We start from the raw sequence: 16,204 nt of genomic DNA, 5'->3' as shown, positions 1-16,204 counted from the left end.
GGGCGTGTTTCTTTGGTTACTTTCTTTGCACGAGCAAAGAAAGTAACAATCTAAAACAAGCGGTAAGATTTTTTAAATTTTCCCAAAAACAATAAAAAAACCAAAAGGAACTCAAATGATTACAGTCCTTTTCTTCGCCCAAGTCCGTGAGCTTGTGGGCGTGGATCGCCTTGGTGTTGAGGCAAATTTCAACACCGCCGAGCAACTTCGTCAGCACCTTGCCGAAAAAGGCTCAAAATGGGCATTGGCGTTGGAAGCGGGCAAATTGCTGGTGGCGATTAACCAAACCCTGATGCCGTTAGACAGCCCAATCAAAGACGGCGATGAAGTGGCGTTTTTTCCGCCTGTTACGGGGGGCTAAATGCAACAAACGCTGATTAAAGTCCAAACGGAAAATTTCGATCAAAACGCCATTTATCAATGGCTAAGCGAAAAAAATAGCGTGGGGGCGACTACGATTTTTGTCGGCAAAGTGCGAGAAATGAATTTGGGCGACAGCGTTTCGGGGCTGTTTCTCGAACACTACCCTGCGATGACCAAAAAATCCCTCAACGCCATTGTTGAACAAGCCCGCCAGCGGTGGGATTTGCAACGCGTGGCGGTCGTCCACCGTGTCGGGCAGCTTGATACGGGCGATGAAATCGTGCTAGTCGGCGTAAGTTCCGCCCACCGCGGCGATGCCTACCACGCCAACGAATTTATAATGGACTATCTCAAAACCCAAGCCCCCTTCTGGAAACGCGAACGCACCGCCACAGGCGAACGCTGGATTGAGGGGCGAGAGAGCGATCAACAAGCTACTGAAAAATGGCACATCTAAGAGAAAACAAAATGACCACCCCAACCATTGATTTACAAATCGCTTGCGAGCAAGCGGATAATTTGCCGAGCCTAAAACAATTTACCCTTTGGGTGCAGACGGCGTTGGCAATGGAAGCCGAGACGGACGATTTTCCTGAAACAGAAATCACGATTCGCCTTGTTGATGAGGCGGAAAGCCACGAGCTGAACCTCACTTATCGGGGCAAAGATAAGCCGACCAACGTGCTTTCGTTCCCGTTTGAAGTGCCTGAGGGGATTGAGTTGCCGTTGTTGGGCGATTTGGTGATCTGCCGTCAAGTGGTGGAAAAAGAGGCGGACGAACAGCAAAAAACGCTTACGGCTCACTACGCCCATTTGAGCGTTCACGGCACCTTGCACCTGCTCGGCTACGATCATTTGACCGATGAGGAAGCGGAAGAAATGGAAAGCCTTGAAACGGCGATTATGCAAAAATTGGGCTTTGATGATCCCTATTTAGCCGAAAAATTGCCCGACTAGCGGTGGGTTCTGCCCGAAATTTTGCAATGCGACAACTCGTTGTTTTTACAGGGAAAAGTGAGATTATTACCCCCACTAACATTCCCTACCTTTGCCACAGTCCCCGCCCTCATCAGCTCGCCTTTCACAATGCGAAAAGTCTGCTCGGGCGAGAGTTTCCCTATGGGATTTATGATATGCGAGCGGAAACGGGCGTTTGTTTGCATTTGGAAGCCTTGGCGATTGTGGCAGGCACGATTCAACGAGGGGGCAAGCTGATTTTAATCTGCCCCGAATGGCATAATCTTTGCCAAATTGCCGACCTTGATGCCGAACGTTGGAATGGGAAACAAGCGGTCAGATCGCCGCATTTTTTTGCTCATTTCCAACAACTTATCGACAAATTCAGTTTTACCGTCAGCGATCAACTGCCCGAATTAGCGAACGCAAATCCCTCGCCAATTCAGCCTTTTCACTTAACCGCCGATCAGCAAAAAATTCTGGAAAAACTACCGCTTGATCCTGCTCGCACCCATTTAATTACCGCCCCGCGTGGACGAGGGAAATCGACCCTCGCAGGCAAATTAGCGGAAAAAATCGCCCAACATCAGCCTGTGATCGTAACGGCTCGCTCGCCAGCGGCTCTGCCCTCATTTTGGCGACAAAATGCCGAAAAAATCCCTTTTTTTGCCCCAGATCGGCTCATTTCGCTACTCAATCAAGGCAAGATCGCACCAAATCAATGGCTGTTTATTGACGAGGCAGCAAGCCTGCCGTTGCCGATCTTGCACCAGCTTTGTGGCTATTTTGCCAAAACGGTGCTGACCACCACCACCCACCATTACGAGGGAACGGGGCGAGGATTTTCCCTGAAATTTTTGGCTCAACTGTCGAACGCTTATCGCCATTGGACGTTGAGCCAGCCCCTGCGTTGGGCGGAAAATGATCCCCTTGAAGCCTTTATCGATCAGCTTTTGTTGCTTGATGAAAATCAAACCTATCCTGCCGAGAGTTTGGCGAATTTTTATCAACTGCTCGCCACCGCCCATTACAAAACCACCCCGACCGATCTTCGCCGTTTGTTTGACGCCCCCGATCAGCAACTCACGAAAATCATTGAAAATCAACAACTTATCGCTGGCGGTTGGGCGATGTTTGAGGGTGGATTAAGCGAAGATTTAACCCAAGCGATTTGGCGAGGGGAACGGCGACCGCAGGGCAATTTGGTCGTTCAATATCTCTGTTTTCAAGGTAATTTGCCCCAAGCCTGCCGTTTGCGTTCCCTACGTATTTCACGCCTTGCGGTTCGCCCTGAATTTCAGCAAAAAGGGTACGGCAAGCGGTTGGTTTCGCAAATTATTTTGCAAGGGGAACAGCAAGGGCTGGATTTTGTTTCGGTCAGTTTTGGGTTGAGTGCGGAACTTTACCGTTTTTGGTTGGCTTGTGGTTTTCGGCTGGTGCAAATCAGCCCCACCGTTGAGGCGAGCAGCGGTTACCATAGTGCGATGATGATTTTCCCGCTCTCGACACAGGGCAAAACCTTTGCTGAGCAAGCGGTGCAACAGTTTGAGCGAGATTTTCCGCTACTGCCTTTTGCGGTGGATTTACAAAAAATCGTGAAAATCTCACCCCTTGCAGAGCTTCACTTGAACGAACAAGATTGGCAAAATCTACACGGCTTCGCTACGGCTCAACGTACGATTTTGAGCTGTTATGCCAGTTTGCAACGGCTTGCCAAATTTCACCCTCGCCTATTGCCAAGGTTGGAAACTTTTCGCCAGCCCTCGCCTACCATTTCACAAAAAGCATTGACCCAACAAATGCGGGGTCAGGTGGCGGAAATCCTTGCGGAACGTATGGCAAAATCGGCGTAGATTGAGTAGAATAATCGCCTTAATTTTTTAGGTAAAAAATAGCAATGACAGAAAAAACACGCACTTTGGTTTTAGCAGAAGATCGCTTCTTGCACTATTTTAATCCATCGTGGTTAGAGCAATTTTATTTAATTCCGTGGCAGAAAGGTTTTGGCAAAAAAGAATGCCTAGAAAATATTGCAGAAGATCAACCTTTCTCAATTATTTTTATTGATAACTCGCTAGAATATAACCGAAATCATTTTATTTGTTGGTTATATCGTTTAATGAACGGAGGGATGCTAGCAGTAGAATCTAACACTAGAATAGCTCCTCAAGACATTATAAATATTCTTTCTGGTTATGTAGAATATATTGAAAATCCTAATTCTAATGTTTGGCTATTTAGAAAAAAAGCATATAATCTAGATTATGATAACTTTCGCAATAATCTAAAAAACTCCATACACCAAAGAGATTATAGAAAAGCCTTAGAGCATACTAACTTATTAGAAATTATTGATCCTTTTGGTATTACACCAATTTTGATAAAGACTAAAATTTATCATATATTAAAATTGTATAATGTATCTGAACAAGAATGGGATTCTCTTATTTATCGCCAACACAATCCTAATATAGCCTATTTAAAATCACTAGATATTGTAGCACAAGGTGACTATCAACGAGGCTTTAAATTAAGAATGCCTCTTTTATCGCTGAAGCGAAGAACTGATTATTTCCCTAATGAAGAACTAGAGAAAAAGCGTTGGCAAGGGGAAAATTTAGCGGGTAAAACATTCGTTATTTGGACGGAATTTGGGCTAGGCGATGAAATAATGTTTATTCAGCTTGCACATTATTTCAAGCAGACATTAAAAGTTAAAAAGTTAATTGTTATTACTCAAACCCCGATTGTTTCGCTATTAAAAACGCACCCTGATATTGATCAGGTAATTGATCGCAAAAATATTAAGGAAGAATTAGGCGATTTTGATTATTGGGTATTTCCGCACGATATTATGGCATTTGCTGATCGTCCTTTTGAGGAAATTCCAAAACGCCATCCTTATTTATTTGCAGATCATCAATCCGTTGCGGATAAAATTAAGCCAAATAATAAATTAAAGGTGGCGATTGTGTGGCGTGGGGATTCCAACCACGAAAACGATCACGCTCGTTCAATCCATAATTTAACTTATATTGAGCAATTATTAAAAAATTCGCAATTTGATTGGTATTGCGTGCAAAAAATTTGCAACGAGGAAGAAACAGCCTTACTCGAAAAATATCAAATCCCAAATGTGGCAGAAAATTGCCAAACAATGTTGGAAACCGCTGCCTATTTGAAAAATATGGATTGTTTGGTAACGGTGGACACTTCGGTGGCACACCTTGCGGGGGCATTGGGGGTGAAAACCTTGCTGATGTTGCCGTTTATCGTGGATTGGCGTTGGAAATATCACGGAACAGACAATGTTTGGTATCCTAATATGCAATCTTTCCGCAGCCTGACCCTACTCCCCGAATGGGACAACGTGATTTTTGATATTTTGCAAGCCCTTGAAGTTCATCGACTTGCCCTCAATAAAGCCTAACGCAAAATTTGCACAAATCTTCCCCCTTGCAAGCGGTAAGATTTGAAGAAATTTATCGAGCGTGTAGAATACGCGAACATTTACAAAGAAACTATCACAAGAGCATTTTATGACAACAGAAACTTTAAACACGGAAACCGAAACCCGTGCCAACTTTATTACCCATATCATTGATGAAGATCTTGCCTCGGGCAAGCATAATAACGTTTACACCCGCTTTCCGCCTGAGCCGAACGGCTATTTGCACATCGGACACGCGAAATCGATCTGCTTGAACTTCGGCATCGCCCAAGAGTACAACGGCAAATGTAACCTGCGTTTTGACGACACCAACCCTGTTAAAGAAGATGTGGAATATGTCGATTCCATCAAGCAAGACGTGGAATGGCTGGGCTTTAAATGGGAAGGCGAGCCGCGTTATGCCTCTGACTATTTCGATCAACTTTACGGCTATGCGATTGAACTCATCAACAAAGGCTTAGCCTATGTGGACGAACTTTCGCCCGAAGAAATGCGTGAATATCGTGGCACTTTGACCGAAGCAGGCAAAAACAGCCCGTACCGCGATCGTTCGGTGGAAGAAAACTTAGCCCTATTCGAGAAAATGAAAAACGGCGAATTTGCCGAGGGCAAAGCCTGTTTGCGTGCCAAAATTGATATGGCTTCGCCGTTTATCGTAATGCGTGATCCCGTGCTTTATCGCGTCAAATTCGCCAGCCACCACCAAACGGGCGACAAATGGTGCATTTACCCAATGTACGATTTCACTCACTGTATTTCTGATGCGATTGAGCGTATTACCCATTCGATTTGTACCCTCGAATTCCAAGACAACCGCCGTTTATATGACTGGGTGTTAGAAAATATCTCAATCGAACGCCCATTACCGCACCAATACGAATTTTCACGCCTCAACCTCGAAGGCACGCTCACTTCTAAACGTAAGTTATTGAAATTAGTGGAAGATAAAATCGTGGACGGCTGGAACGATCCGCGTATGCCAACCATTTCGGGCTTACGCCGCCGTGGTTATACCCCTGCTTCGTTGCGTGAATTTTGCCGCAGAATTGGGGTAACCAAGCAAGATAATGTGGTGGAATACTCTGCCCTTGAAGCCTGTATCCGTGAGGATCTCAACGAAAACGCCCCGCGTGCAATGGCGGTGATCAACCCTGTTAAAGTGGTGATCGAAAACTTCGGCGAAAAAGAGATGCTGACCGCTCCAAATCACCCAAATCGCCCAGAACTCGGCGAGCGTCAGTTGCCGTTTACGCGTGAGCTTTACATTGACGAAGCGGATTTCCGTGAGGAAGCGAACAAGCAGTACAAACGCCTTGTGCTAGGCAAAGAGGTACGTTTGCGTAACGCCTATGTGATTAAGGCAGAACGTGTTGAGAAAGATGCAAGCGGTAAGATTACCACGATTTTCTGCACTTACGATCCTGAAACGCTCGGCAAAAATCCTGCGGACGGTCGTAAAGTGAAAGGGGTGATCCATTGGGTTTCTGCGGAAGAAAACAAACCAGCAGAATTCCGCATTTACGACCGCTTGTTCACGGTGGCAAACCCAGGGGCAGCTGAAGAAATTACCGATGTGATTAACCCAAATTCCCTCGTGATCAAACACGGCTTTGTTGAACCAAGCCTCGCCAATGCGAAAGCCGAACAAGGCTACCAATTCGAGCGTGAAGGCTACTACTGCCTCGACAGCAAAGACGGCAATGCCAACAACCTCGTGTTCAACCTCACCGTAGGTTTGAAAGAGAGTGTCGCCTTTTAATTTTTATAAGGAAAACAAATGAAAAAACTACTTATCATCGCCCTCACTACCCTCGTAGTAACCGCCTGTTCCCAACCGAAGAACATCTACTTCAACGGCTCAGAGGGTTCAAATTCAGGGATTAAATACAACCCAACCAGCGAAAAATTATCGCTCAATTAAGTTGGTAACATAAAAAAGAAAACCACCCGAGGGGGTGGTTTTTTTATCCTTAAAAATAAAATTAGAAACGGCGTTCTAAGATTAAATTCACATTTTTATCCGAATAGGAATATAAAGTCGGTAAATTACTATCATATTTTTTCCACGAAAATTGCAATTTCGGGGTAATGCCTAACCAATGCCAATTATTTTTCCAAATAGTAAAACTGGCGTGGTAAATATTATCTTGACGTTTTTTCTTTAAATCTAAAAATCCACCCAATTTGGCAATATCTTTATAATTTCGGCGACTATATCCTAAACTAAATTGTGTGCCAATTTCCGCCTGCCATATTTTCCGCCAACCCAAACGAACGCCATAAGTATCGGAACTATATTGCTTAATAGCACTTTTTTCTCGGTTAAAATCCAAACCTAAACTCAATAAATTAGTATTATTCGGCAACCAAACTAAGGTATTTGAAGCCAGCTGGTTAATTTCATTTTTCATTGAAGAAAAATAACGTAATTTGGCATATTCTAAGGCGGTGGAATTTTGCCATTTTGGTGAAAACCAATGGGTAAATTCGGCTCGCAATCCATTTTTCCACTGATAAGAACTGCCACCATACCAACGTTTTTCATAAAATGGTAATAAACGTAACGTATTATTCGCATTTTTATAAGAATAACCGAAAGAAATACGATTATTCATATCATCGTAATCTCGATTATCCCAATATAATTTTCCGTAAAATTCATTAGCAAAAGCCAAATAATGTGAACCTGCGATATTCCAATCTCGGCTAAAATCTAAATTATAGGCAAAACCTGTGGCTTTTTGTGGTTTCATATCCGCATTTTTAATATAGCCCGTTTTTTCAATTTCATCGGCAGTGGAAGCATTATTTACATTACGATTTTTAATATAATTCGAATTAGCTGAAATTTGCCATTTATCTCTTTTTTCTAAGGCAGATAAATAGGCTTGAATTAAAGTAGCAATTTCTGGCGGTAAACTATCCACTTGTAACGCCTGATTAAACTGTTCGCGAGCCTGTTTATTTTTTTGATCGTAAAAATAAGCCATTGCTAATTCAATCCGAACGGTATTTAGCTGTGAATTTTCCGCCAAAATCTGTTGATAAAGCTCAATCGCTTTGGCGTAATTTTCTTTTAGCATTGCCAATTTACCTTGAGCATATTTTTCCAAAATCTCATCTCGTTTTGGAAACTGCTGATAAATTGCCACTAACTGCTCAATTTGTTCGCTATTTTTTTGATAAATCGCTTGGGAAAGAAAATAACGTGCAAGGGGTTCGTTCTGTTGAATTTCTTGCAATGAATAAGTTAATTTGGGTGTATTTTGACTTAATGTGGCTAAATGTTTCTGCGGTGCTTGAATTTGTGCGGTTTTAATCTCGCTTTGATCATTAAGAGGATTAGCCACCGTCAAAATAGGTAATAAGGAAAAAAGAGGAATAATTTGTTTCATTTTATTTTCTGCAAAAGAATATAACAACTTGAAATAAAGCGACTGCTAAAACAGTCGCTTTATTTTCGTTGATAAACTATTGTTTAGTACCACCAAAAGCAGCGTGATATTCTTTTATTTCACCCTCTTTCAAATCTTTGTTTTTATTTTCTAATTCAATTCGCCCCACAATATCATTCAGATTTTTTCCGACAAAAATACCGCTATATTCGCCTGAAAAATTTTCAGCTCTGGCTTTACCTGAAAAGGCATTGTGAATTCTAGAAATCTCACCCTCATAGAGCATAATATTACCAACGGTGTTACTTTTCATTTCACCTGTTAAACTAGAATCAAAAATAGGATTATTTTTACTTTCACCAAAATTTGCTCGAATTTCAAAAGTACCATCAACAAACGGCTTATTTGGTTTTCCATAGGAATAGTCTTTGTTTTGCTCAACAATAGAAGCAATAAGTTCCCCTTTGTATGTAGCATTGCCTCTTACTTCATCAATATAATCAGCATTTCCATTTCTCTCTTGTACAACATACTCAATTAAATCAGGAAGATTTTGCCCTGCGGCTAATCCTTGATAAAAAACCTCAGCTCGATTGCCATCAAATAAAATACCATAAGTTGAGTAAGGTAAATTACCAAATGCATAATCTATTTTAGTGGCTGGAATAGATTTTCCTTCGGCATTTTTTAATTCGCCTTCCATCAATTTATCTTCCAAAGTGCCAGTATGCGTACCTAAATAAGGTTTTCCATCATTCGCTAACTTTTTGAAATCTAAAATAATATGGCTATTATCGGCTCTCAATGGCGATTCATAAGATTGTCCATCTAATTCATAACCAGTATTACCATCATTAGCTAAATTACCAATCACTTTTAGCGTTGGGTATTTTGGCTTAAAGTTATCACTGGTTAATCGTCTTTTACGCCATTCAACACCATCATTTGTTACCTCAACAGCTTGCCCTGTTTGAGAAACGGGTTTCTGAGTAGGTGCTTTACCCGAATTTGTAGTTGGACTATTTGATGATGAAGTAGGCTTACTCTCATTATTGGGTACAGATGATGGCAAATTATTTGATGGATTAGCCACATTATTTGTTGTCGCAGGGCTAACCTTATTTGTCGGTTGATTTTGTGGCTGTGATGGATTGTCCTTTGCCTTATCTGAACTACCACAACTCGCAAGGCTAAAAATCGACACTAAGATCAAACTGGCTTTTGTATAAACTTTCATTTTTATTTTCCTATGATAAAGGCGACCGAATGTCGCCTTAAATTAAACTTAGTAATTAGTACTTAGAGCCTAATACTTTACCTGTGGCTTCTGATGCTTTACTACTTGCTTCCATTTTAGCTCGCATTACAGCAGAATCTTTGGCAGATGAACCAATACTGCGTAATTCGCTTTGCAATTCTGCACAACCTGTTAAAGTAATTGCAGAAAGGGACATAAAACTAATAAGTAATGTTTTCATTTTCATAAGAAAATCCTCATTAAAGTAGAATGATAATAAATATTTTATCTAAGATAAAATACGCTAGTTAGAAAATAATATAAAAACTATTCTTGTGCTAAAAAATCCCGAATAATTTTATTTCTTAGCTCAACTTCTTGCGATGAAAGAGCTTCATCAAATGGAATAAACCCATTCCCTAAACAATGGGTAGTAATTACTTTTCGGATATATTCCCCCAAAGATAACTCTCTTAAATCTGCTAAACGTTGTAAATCTTCTTTTAGCTTAGTATGGCAACTGATTTTTACGCCATTCACATTTTTTCCAAGCTGATCATTTTCCCATTCAATACTTCTTGAATAGAGTTTATTACTCTCTTTTTCTTGCTGTGATGGCGTACTTTTATTTCGCCCTCTTATTTGCTGAAAAGCTGAAAAACCATAGCAATGAATAATTAAAATATTACGAATAATTTCTGCATTACTAAAACCTAAGAAACCTACGCCTTTTTGACGTTGAATACAGTCATATACAATATCAGGTAGCCAAATTTTAATAATCGTATTAAACTCTTTTTCAAAATTAGGTAATTGTTCGCTATATATTCTAATATCTTCAAAAGATGAAAATGAAATTTCCTTTTTAGTTTTAAAAAATAGTCTTTTTGCTTTTTTCTCAACCTGTTGAAAAGCAATATTAAAAATCGTCCACATTTAAAATCTCTCTTATTTGTTACGGTTACGCATTCTAATCAAAAGTCGCATTACTGCCTATTTTTATCGTAGGTACTTTGCTGTATAAAAAAAGACCGCAAGCGGTCTTTTTTATGTGTTTTTTACTTAAACAATGATATTCCCCACAATACTTCTCGTTTCCAAACGAACTTCGGTGAGTTTCACTCGCACGGTTTGTCCGATTTGGTAGGCTTTTTCGCCTTTGATGTAGAGGGCGATTTCTTCGGGGCGGTAGTCCATTTCTTCTTTGTTGTCGTGCAGAGTTGAGAATGGAACGAAAATGGACGCACCGTTTTCGATCACTCTTGCTCGCACGCCACCACGGGAAACATCAGCAATTTCGCACTCAAATTCGACATTTTGTTCGACTCTCGGGGCGAGGTAGCGAGCGTAGAGCCAGTCGGCAATATCCCGTTCGACAAGGCGATTTTGACGGCGAGCCTCTTGCAAGCGAGCTAAAATGCTTTCGTCCACCGCTTTCGCCTGTTGGTTGAGCAGGCATTGTTTGATCAAGCGGTGGTTTACCATATCGCCATATTTGCGGATCGGCGATGTCCAAGTGGCGTAGTGGCTAATTCCTAGCCCGAAGTGCGGGGCGACTTCCCCTTTAAATTCGGCGAAAGTGAGGTAACGGCGAAGACGCAATTCGAGGAATTTTTCAGGGAAAGCGTCAATATCTCGTCGCATTTCGCAGTAGCCGTTGAGGGTGGTTAAACGTTCTGCCGAGTAGCGTTCTGCCAACTGCTCACGATTTTCCTCGGTGGCGAGGGTGTCGAGCAGGAAGTTTTTGGCAGGTTCAAGGTTTTTCGGATCAAAGCCCGAATGGGTGTTGAACACGCCTGTTTTGGCGTTTTCGGCGAGGAATTGAGCGGCACAAATGTTAGCGATGATCATTGATTCTTCAATGATTTGGTTCGCAATACGGCGATATTCAACGTGAATCCCTTTCACCGAGCCGTCTTCGTTCAGCTCAAAAGCGTAATCGCCCTGCTCTTTGAACAGCAACGCATTTTCGCCACGCCATTGAATGCGAGCTTGGGTAAATTGGTGTAGCCAGTCGATTTGCTGTTTGGTTTCCCCATTGTCGGGCTGCCACGCATTTTCAACCTGTTCGAGATAATCGGACACATTGTCATACGCCAACTTCGCTTTGGATTCAACCCACGCCGACACAAAACGGGCTGGCTTGACGATATTGCCGAGCAGATCCGTTTCAATATAGCCGACCAACGCAGGGCGTTTTTCATTCGGCACAAGGGAACAGAGATCGTCCGACAACTCACGCGGTAACATTGGAATGTTGAAGCCTGGTAAATAGTTGGTAAAACAACGCTGGCGAGCAGCTTTTTCGATATTGGAATGTTCAGGAATGTAAGCGGTCGGATCGGCAATCGCCACCACCAACTGCCAGCCCGTTTGCTCACCGTTCGTCATTACAGGCTCGATATAAAGGGCATCGTCCATATCCTGCGTGCTTGGGCTGTCAATCGTCGTGAAATAGAGTGAGGTCAAATCTTCACGCCCCAACTCATCGTGCAGTTCGTAGCTCGCCTCATTCGGCACAGGCTCACGCGGCTGTTCGTGGCGAGCCAGCGTTACCCACCACGGTGCGAAATTGTCGCTCTCTTTGCAGATCAATTGAATCACTTGGGCGAACAGAAAACGGTCATCACGCAAGGGGTGAGTTTTCAATTTCGCCACCACCCAATCGCCATTTTCCAATTTCTCGCTCACATTTTTTTGCACATTGGCGGAAATCAGATTTTTAATGCTTGGGTGATCGACCGCCAGTTGCAATTTGCCGTCTCGGTTAAAACGTACTTGGGCGATAAAGCGATCTAACATCGGCTCGATCAAAGAATCGACCTCGACCTGCTCTTTATCGCCATCACGCTTGACCACCGCTTTCACGGTGTCGCCGTGCATCACTTTTTTCATTTCCGCTGGCGGAATGAAGTAACTTTTTTTCTCACACTCTAAAAAACCGTAGCTTTTGTCAGACGCACGCACCACGCCTTCCACATACTCTTTACTCGCTTCGATTTGCTGCTTTAATTGGGCTAATAGGGGGTTGTTTTGGAACATTTTTTTATTTTGAATTTGGATTAACTTAAATTGGATTGCAAGGGGTAGGATTTTCACAAAAATCCGCAAAATGTTTTTTGTTACTTTCTTTACTCGTGTAAAGAAAGTAACCAAAGAAANNTCGCTTGTTGCTAATTTCTACGGTCAATTTGTAAACTCGCTGACTTCGTCAGCTCAAACAGTACAAATCGCCCTTGAAATTAACGCAACCGCTCAACGCAAAATGACGGGGAATCTATCCAAACAAATAATCGTTCGTAGGGGCGGATTTTATATCCGCCCTTATTATGAAATTTTAAAAAATCCCACCGCTTGTAAATAAAGAAAGGACGCAATCCTGCGTCCTACTGTTTTGGTCGGTTATTCCGCTTCTAATTCGGACATCGCCACGATGTTAAAACCGCCGTCCACGTGGACGATTTCGCCTGAAATCCCTGCGGCAAGGTCTGAACATAAGAATGCAGCGGTGTTACCCACATCTTCAATCGTAACCGTACGGCGGATTGGGGTGGTCGCTTCGCACGCTGCTAACATTTTCTTGAAGTTTTTGATCCCTGCGGCGGCTAAGGTGCGGATCGGGCCTGCGGAAATCGCATTGACACGCACGCCGTCTTTACCCATTGAGTGAGCCATAAAACGGGTGTTTGCTTCGAGAGAGGCTTTCGCCAAGCCCATTGTGTTGTAGTTTGGAATCGCACGCTCTGCCCCTAAGTAAGAAAGGGTAACCAAGGCTGAACCCACGTTTAACATTGGGCGAGCCACTTTCGCCATTGCCACGAAGCTGTATGAGCTGATGTCGTGGGCGATGCGGAAGCCTTCACGGTTTACCGCGTTCACATAGTCGCCGTCTAATTGATCCGCTGGGGCATAAGCGATTGAGTGAACGAAACCGTCAAATTTATCCCAATGTTTGGCGAGTTCGGCAAAGCATTGTTCGATGCTTTCGTCTGAACCCACATCGCAAGGAATCACGATATTTGAACCAAACTCGGCGGCATATTCTTCCACACGAGATTTTAATTTGTCGTTTTGGTAAGTGAATGCCAATTCCGCACCCTCACGGTGCATTGCTTGTGCGATACCGTAGGCGATTGAACGGTTGCTTGCCACGCCTGCGATTAAAATACGTTTATTCGCTAAAAAGCCCATAATGTTTCCTCTTAATAAAATTCGGGGTAAAAAAACGCAGGGATTATAGCGGAAATTTCGTTATTTCGCCAAAGATCCCGATAAAATTTGCCGTCCTTTGCCGTGCAAGGGGACTGATCCGAGCAGATTGGTGAAATTTTAAAAAATCCTACCCCTTGCAACGATGATATTAGGGTTTAACAAAGGCGAGGGCTTGTTCCACCACCTCTACCCCTGCCCCTTGTTTGCAGGCGTTTTCGCTGAGGTGTCGCCGCCATTGTCTCGCCCCTTTGCAATTTTGAAACGCCCCGAGCATATGGCGAACGATATGGTTCAGGAAAATCCCCTTGCTTAATTGTTGCTCAATATAAGGCAACATTTTTTCCACCGCTTCACGCGGGGAAACAATCGGGGCGTTTGGATCAAACAAGGCTCGGTCAATTTCGCCGAGCAAACTTGGGTTTTGATAGGCTTCACGCCCCACCATTACCCCATCGACAAATTGTAGATGATGTTTAATTTCATCAATGGTTTTAATACCGCCGTTAATGCTGATATTGAGGTGGGGGAAATCCCGTTTGAGCTGATAAACTCGCTCGTAATCAAGGGGTGGGATTTCACGATTTTGTTTCGGACTAAGCCCCGACAGCCACGCCTTGCGAGCGTGGACGATAAAATCATCGCAATAAGGTTGAATTTTCTCGACAAAATCGCACAAAAATTCGTAACTATCCAAATCATCAATACCAATCCGATGTTTGACCGTAACGGGAATTTCGACCGCCTTTTTCATCGCCTCAACGCACTCGGCGACCAGATCCGCCTTGCCCATTAAGCACGCCCCGAACATTCCATTTTGCACCCGATCTGACGGGCAACCGACATTGAGATTGATCTCGGCATAGCCCCGATCCGCCACCCGTTTGGCACATTCGGCAAGCTGCTGCGGATCGCTACCACCCAGTTGCAAGGCGACAGGATTTTCGCTCGGATCATATTCGAGCAGATCATATTTGGCGTGCAAAATCGCAGGGGCGGTGATCATTTCCGTGTAAAGTAGCGAATGTTGGCTAAATTGGCGATGAAAATAGCGACAATGGCGAGTCGTCCAATCCAGCATTGGGGCGACCGAAAAACGCCCACGATAATTTGGGTTAATACTCATTATTCGATTTCCGTTTTCTCTTTGTATTCGCACAGATCCTCAATAATGCACGATCCGCAACGAGGTTTGCGAGCAATGCAGGTGTAGCGTCCGTGCAGAATCAGCCAGTGATGTACGTCCACCTTAAATTCATCTGGCACGACTTTCAGCAATTTTTCTTCCACTTTCACCACATCTTTACCTGGGGCGAAATTGGTGCGGTTCGAGACACGGAAAATGTGAGTATCCACCGCAATGGTTGGCTGTCCAAAGGCGGTATTCAGCACCACGTTCGCTGTTTTCCGCCCTACCCCAGCCAATGCCTCTAATTCTTCACGAGTTTGTGGCACTCCACCATTGTGCTTTTCGAGCAGATCTCGGCAGGTTTTGATGATATTTTCCGCCTTGCTATTAAATAGCCCAATGGTTTTGATGTATTCTTTCAAGCCGTCCACGCCCAAATCCAAAATCGCTCGGGGCGTGTTTGCCACGGGGAATAATTTGGCGGTGGCTTTGTTCACCCCCACATCGGTGGCTTGGGCGGACAAAATCACCGCAATCAACAATTCAAAAGGCGAGTTGTAATTTAATTCGGTGGTGGGGTGCGGATTTTCATTCCGCAAGCGGGTTAAAATTTCAATACGTTTCGCTTGATTCATACTTTCCTAAAACGAGAAAAAACCTTGTTCATACAACATTTTCGCTACCATTAAAAAGGAAATGGTAACGAGTAACGGGCGGATTAACTGCTTGCCGCGGCTTAACACCATTCTCGCCCCGAAAAATGCCCCGATAAATTGCCCAACTAACATCAGCAAGCCAACTTTCCACAACACCGCCCCACCAAGCATAAAAAACAGCAACGAGGCAAAATTCGAGGTAAAGTTTAGCACTTTGGCGTGGGCAACGCCTTTGGCGAGGTTGAAACCGAGTAATAACACGAAAGCGAGGGTGTAAAACGAGCCGACCGCAGGGCCGAATACGCCATCATAAAAGCCAAGCCCAAAGCCAGCGGTACAGGCAAATAGCGGATAGCCAATTCGTTGTGGGCGATCTTTGTCGCCAAGGCTTGGGCTAAACAGAAAATAAACCCCAATCACAAGAATTAAAAACGGCAACGCTACTTTGAGGGCTTGCACGTCCACCCATTGCACAAACAGCGTTCCCAACATCGCCCCCGCAAAAGTAAGCAAAATCAACAGGGCGATTTGGCGTAAATTGACCGCTTTTTTGCGGATAAAATAGAGCGAGGCAGAAAATGAACCACCGCAGGCTTGCAACTTATTCGTGCCGAGTGCCATTGCTGGCGGCATACCCGTAGCGAGCAAGGCAGGAATAGTAATCAAACCACCGCCCCCTGCAATCGCGTCAATAAAGCCAGCCACCACCGCCACGCCAAACAGCAGTGCCAGCATATCCAGCCCAAATTCCATTTTAATTACCTCGCTGATAAAAGTGGATAAAAAGAAAGGCGGTATTCTAACAGG

Annotated in this window: 16 protein-coding genes; 7 read left to right on the top strand and 9 right to left on the bottom strand. The window is 43.6% G+C overall.

The annotated features are described in order from the left end of the window. Nucleotides 1-115: 115 nt before the first annotated feature. From moaD to B0187_RS10215, 7 genes are all read left to right on the top strand, one after another. Entirely contained in the window at nt 116-361 is a 246-nt protein-coding gene (gene moaD / locus B0187_RS01290; RefSeq protein WP_078236058.1) for a molybdopterin synthase sulfur carrier subunit, read from the top strand. Then, on the top strand, nt 362-820 hold the full coding sequence (gene moaE, locus B0187_RS01285) for a molybdopterin synthase catalytic subunit MoaE (protein ID WP_078236056.1): 459 nt from the start codon (nt 362-364) through the stop codon (nt 818-820). Nucleotides 821-831: 11 nt separating this feature from the next. After that, a complete protein-coding gene (gene ybeY, locus B0187_RS01280) occupies nt 832-1,320 on the top strand; it encodes an rRNA maturation RNase YbeY (protein ID WP_078236054.1) in 489 nt (162 codons plus the stop codon). A 2-nt stretch (nt 1,321-1,322) separates the two neighbouring features. Continuing rightward, a complete protein-coding gene (locus tag B0187_RS01275; protein WP_483866661.1) occupies nt 1,323-3,173 on the top strand; it encodes a GNAT family N-acetyltransferase in 1,851 nt (616 codons plus the stop codon). Nucleotides 3,174-3,217: 44 nt separating this feature from the next. Then, nucleotides 3,218-4,750 carry a glycosyltransferase family protein gene (locus tag B0187_RS10155; RefSeq protein ID WP_143413744.1) on the top strand — a complete coding sequence of 511 codons (1,533 nt, stop codon included), beginning with the start codon at nt 3,218-3,220 and terminating at the stop codon, nt 4,748-4,750. 109 nt (nt 4,751-4,859) lie between these two features. After that, nucleotides 4,860-6,530: a glutamine--tRNA ligase gene (glnS, locus tag B0187_RS01265; protein WP_078236049.1), complete on the top strand. Its 1,671-nt coding sequence runs from the start codon at nt 4,860-4,862 to the stop codon at nt 6,528-6,530. Between the two features lie 18 nt (nt 6,531-6,548). Then, complete coding sequence (locus tag B0187_RS10215) at nt 6,549-6,692, top strand: putative periplasmic lipoprotein (protein WP_158078213.1); 144 nt, start codon at nt 6,549-6,551, stop codon at nt 6,690-6,692. Nucleotides 6,693-6,753: 61 nt separating this feature from the next. Here the strand turns inward: B0187_RS10215 and B0187_RS01260 are convergent, their stop codons facing one another. The 9 genes from B0187_RS01260 to B0187_RS01215 form a co-directional block, all read right to left on the bottom strand. Continuing rightward, nucleotides 6,754-8,166, bottom strand: coding sequence for a surface lipoprotein assembly modifier (locus tag B0187_RS01260; RefSeq protein WP_078236047.1), 1,413 nt, complete (start codon nt 8,164-8,166; stop codon nt 6,754-6,756). A gap of 76 nt (nt 8,167-8,242) precedes the next feature. Next, nucleotides 8,243-9,403: a HupA family protein gene (locus tag B0187_RS01255; RefSeq protein ID WP_078236045.1), complete on the bottom strand. Its 1,161-nt coding sequence runs from the start codon at nt 9,401-9,403 to the stop codon at nt 8,243-8,245. Between the two features lie 55 nt (nt 9,404-9,458). Further along, nucleotides 9,459-9,650, bottom strand: a complete 192-nt coding sequence (locus B0187_RS01250; RefSeq protein ID WP_078236043.1) for a hypothetical protein — start codon at nt 9,648-9,650, stop codon at nt 9,459-9,461. Nucleotides 9,651-9,730: 80 nt separating this feature from the next. After that, nucleotides 9,731-10,339 (bottom strand): hypothetical protein, encoded by a 609-nt coding sequence (locus tag B0187_RS01245; RefSeq protein ID WP_078236037.1) that lies wholly within the window; start codon nt 10,337-10,339, stop codon nt 9,731-9,733. A 126-nt stretch (nt 10,340-10,465) separates the two neighbouring features. After that, nucleotides 10,466-12,445: an exoribonuclease II gene (locus B0187_RS01240; protein ID WP_078236129.1), complete on the bottom strand. Its 1,980-nt coding sequence runs from the start codon at nt 12,443-12,445 to the stop codon at nt 10,466-10,468. Nucleotides 12,446-12,805: 360 nt separating this feature from the next. Continuing rightward, nucleotides 12,806-13,594 (bottom strand): enoyl-ACP reductase FabI, encoded by a 789-nt coding sequence (gene fabI / locus B0187_RS01230; RefSeq protein ID WP_078236033.1) that lies wholly within the window; start codon nt 13,592-13,594, stop codon nt 12,806-12,808. 169 nt (nt 13,595-13,763) lie between these two features. Next, the gene (gene dusA / locus B0187_RS01225; RefSeq protein WP_078236031.1) at nt 13,764-14,738 is read right to left on the bottom strand and encodes a tRNA dihydrouridine(20/20a) synthase DusA; all 975 of its coding nucleotides are present in this window, start codon (nt 14,736-14,738) and stop codon (nt 13,764-13,766) included. Then, nucleotides 14,738-15,376 (bottom strand): endonuclease III, encoded by a 639-nt coding sequence (gene nth, locus B0187_RS01220; protein WP_078236029.1) that lies wholly within the window; start codon nt 15,374-15,376, stop codon nt 14,738-14,740. The genes dusA and nth overlap by 1 nt, the downstream gene beginning before the upstream one ends. A 6-nt stretch (nt 15,377-15,382) precedes the next feature. Beyond that, entirely contained in the window at nt 15,383-16,150 is a 768-nt protein-coding gene (locus B0187_RS01215; protein WP_078236027.1) for a TSUP family transporter, read from the bottom strand. Nucleotides 16,151-16,204 lie beyond the last annotated feature (54 nt).

This window comes from Haemophilus paracuniculus (genome assembly GCF_002015115.1).
In the GTDB taxonomy this organism is placed as follows: domain Bacteria; phylum Pseudomonadota; class Gammaproteobacteria; order Enterobacterales; family Pasteurellaceae; genus Haemophilus_E; species Haemophilus_E paracuniculus.
Note: the sequence above shows the minus strand (reverse complement) of the source record. Positions and strands in the feature narration are given on the sequence as shown.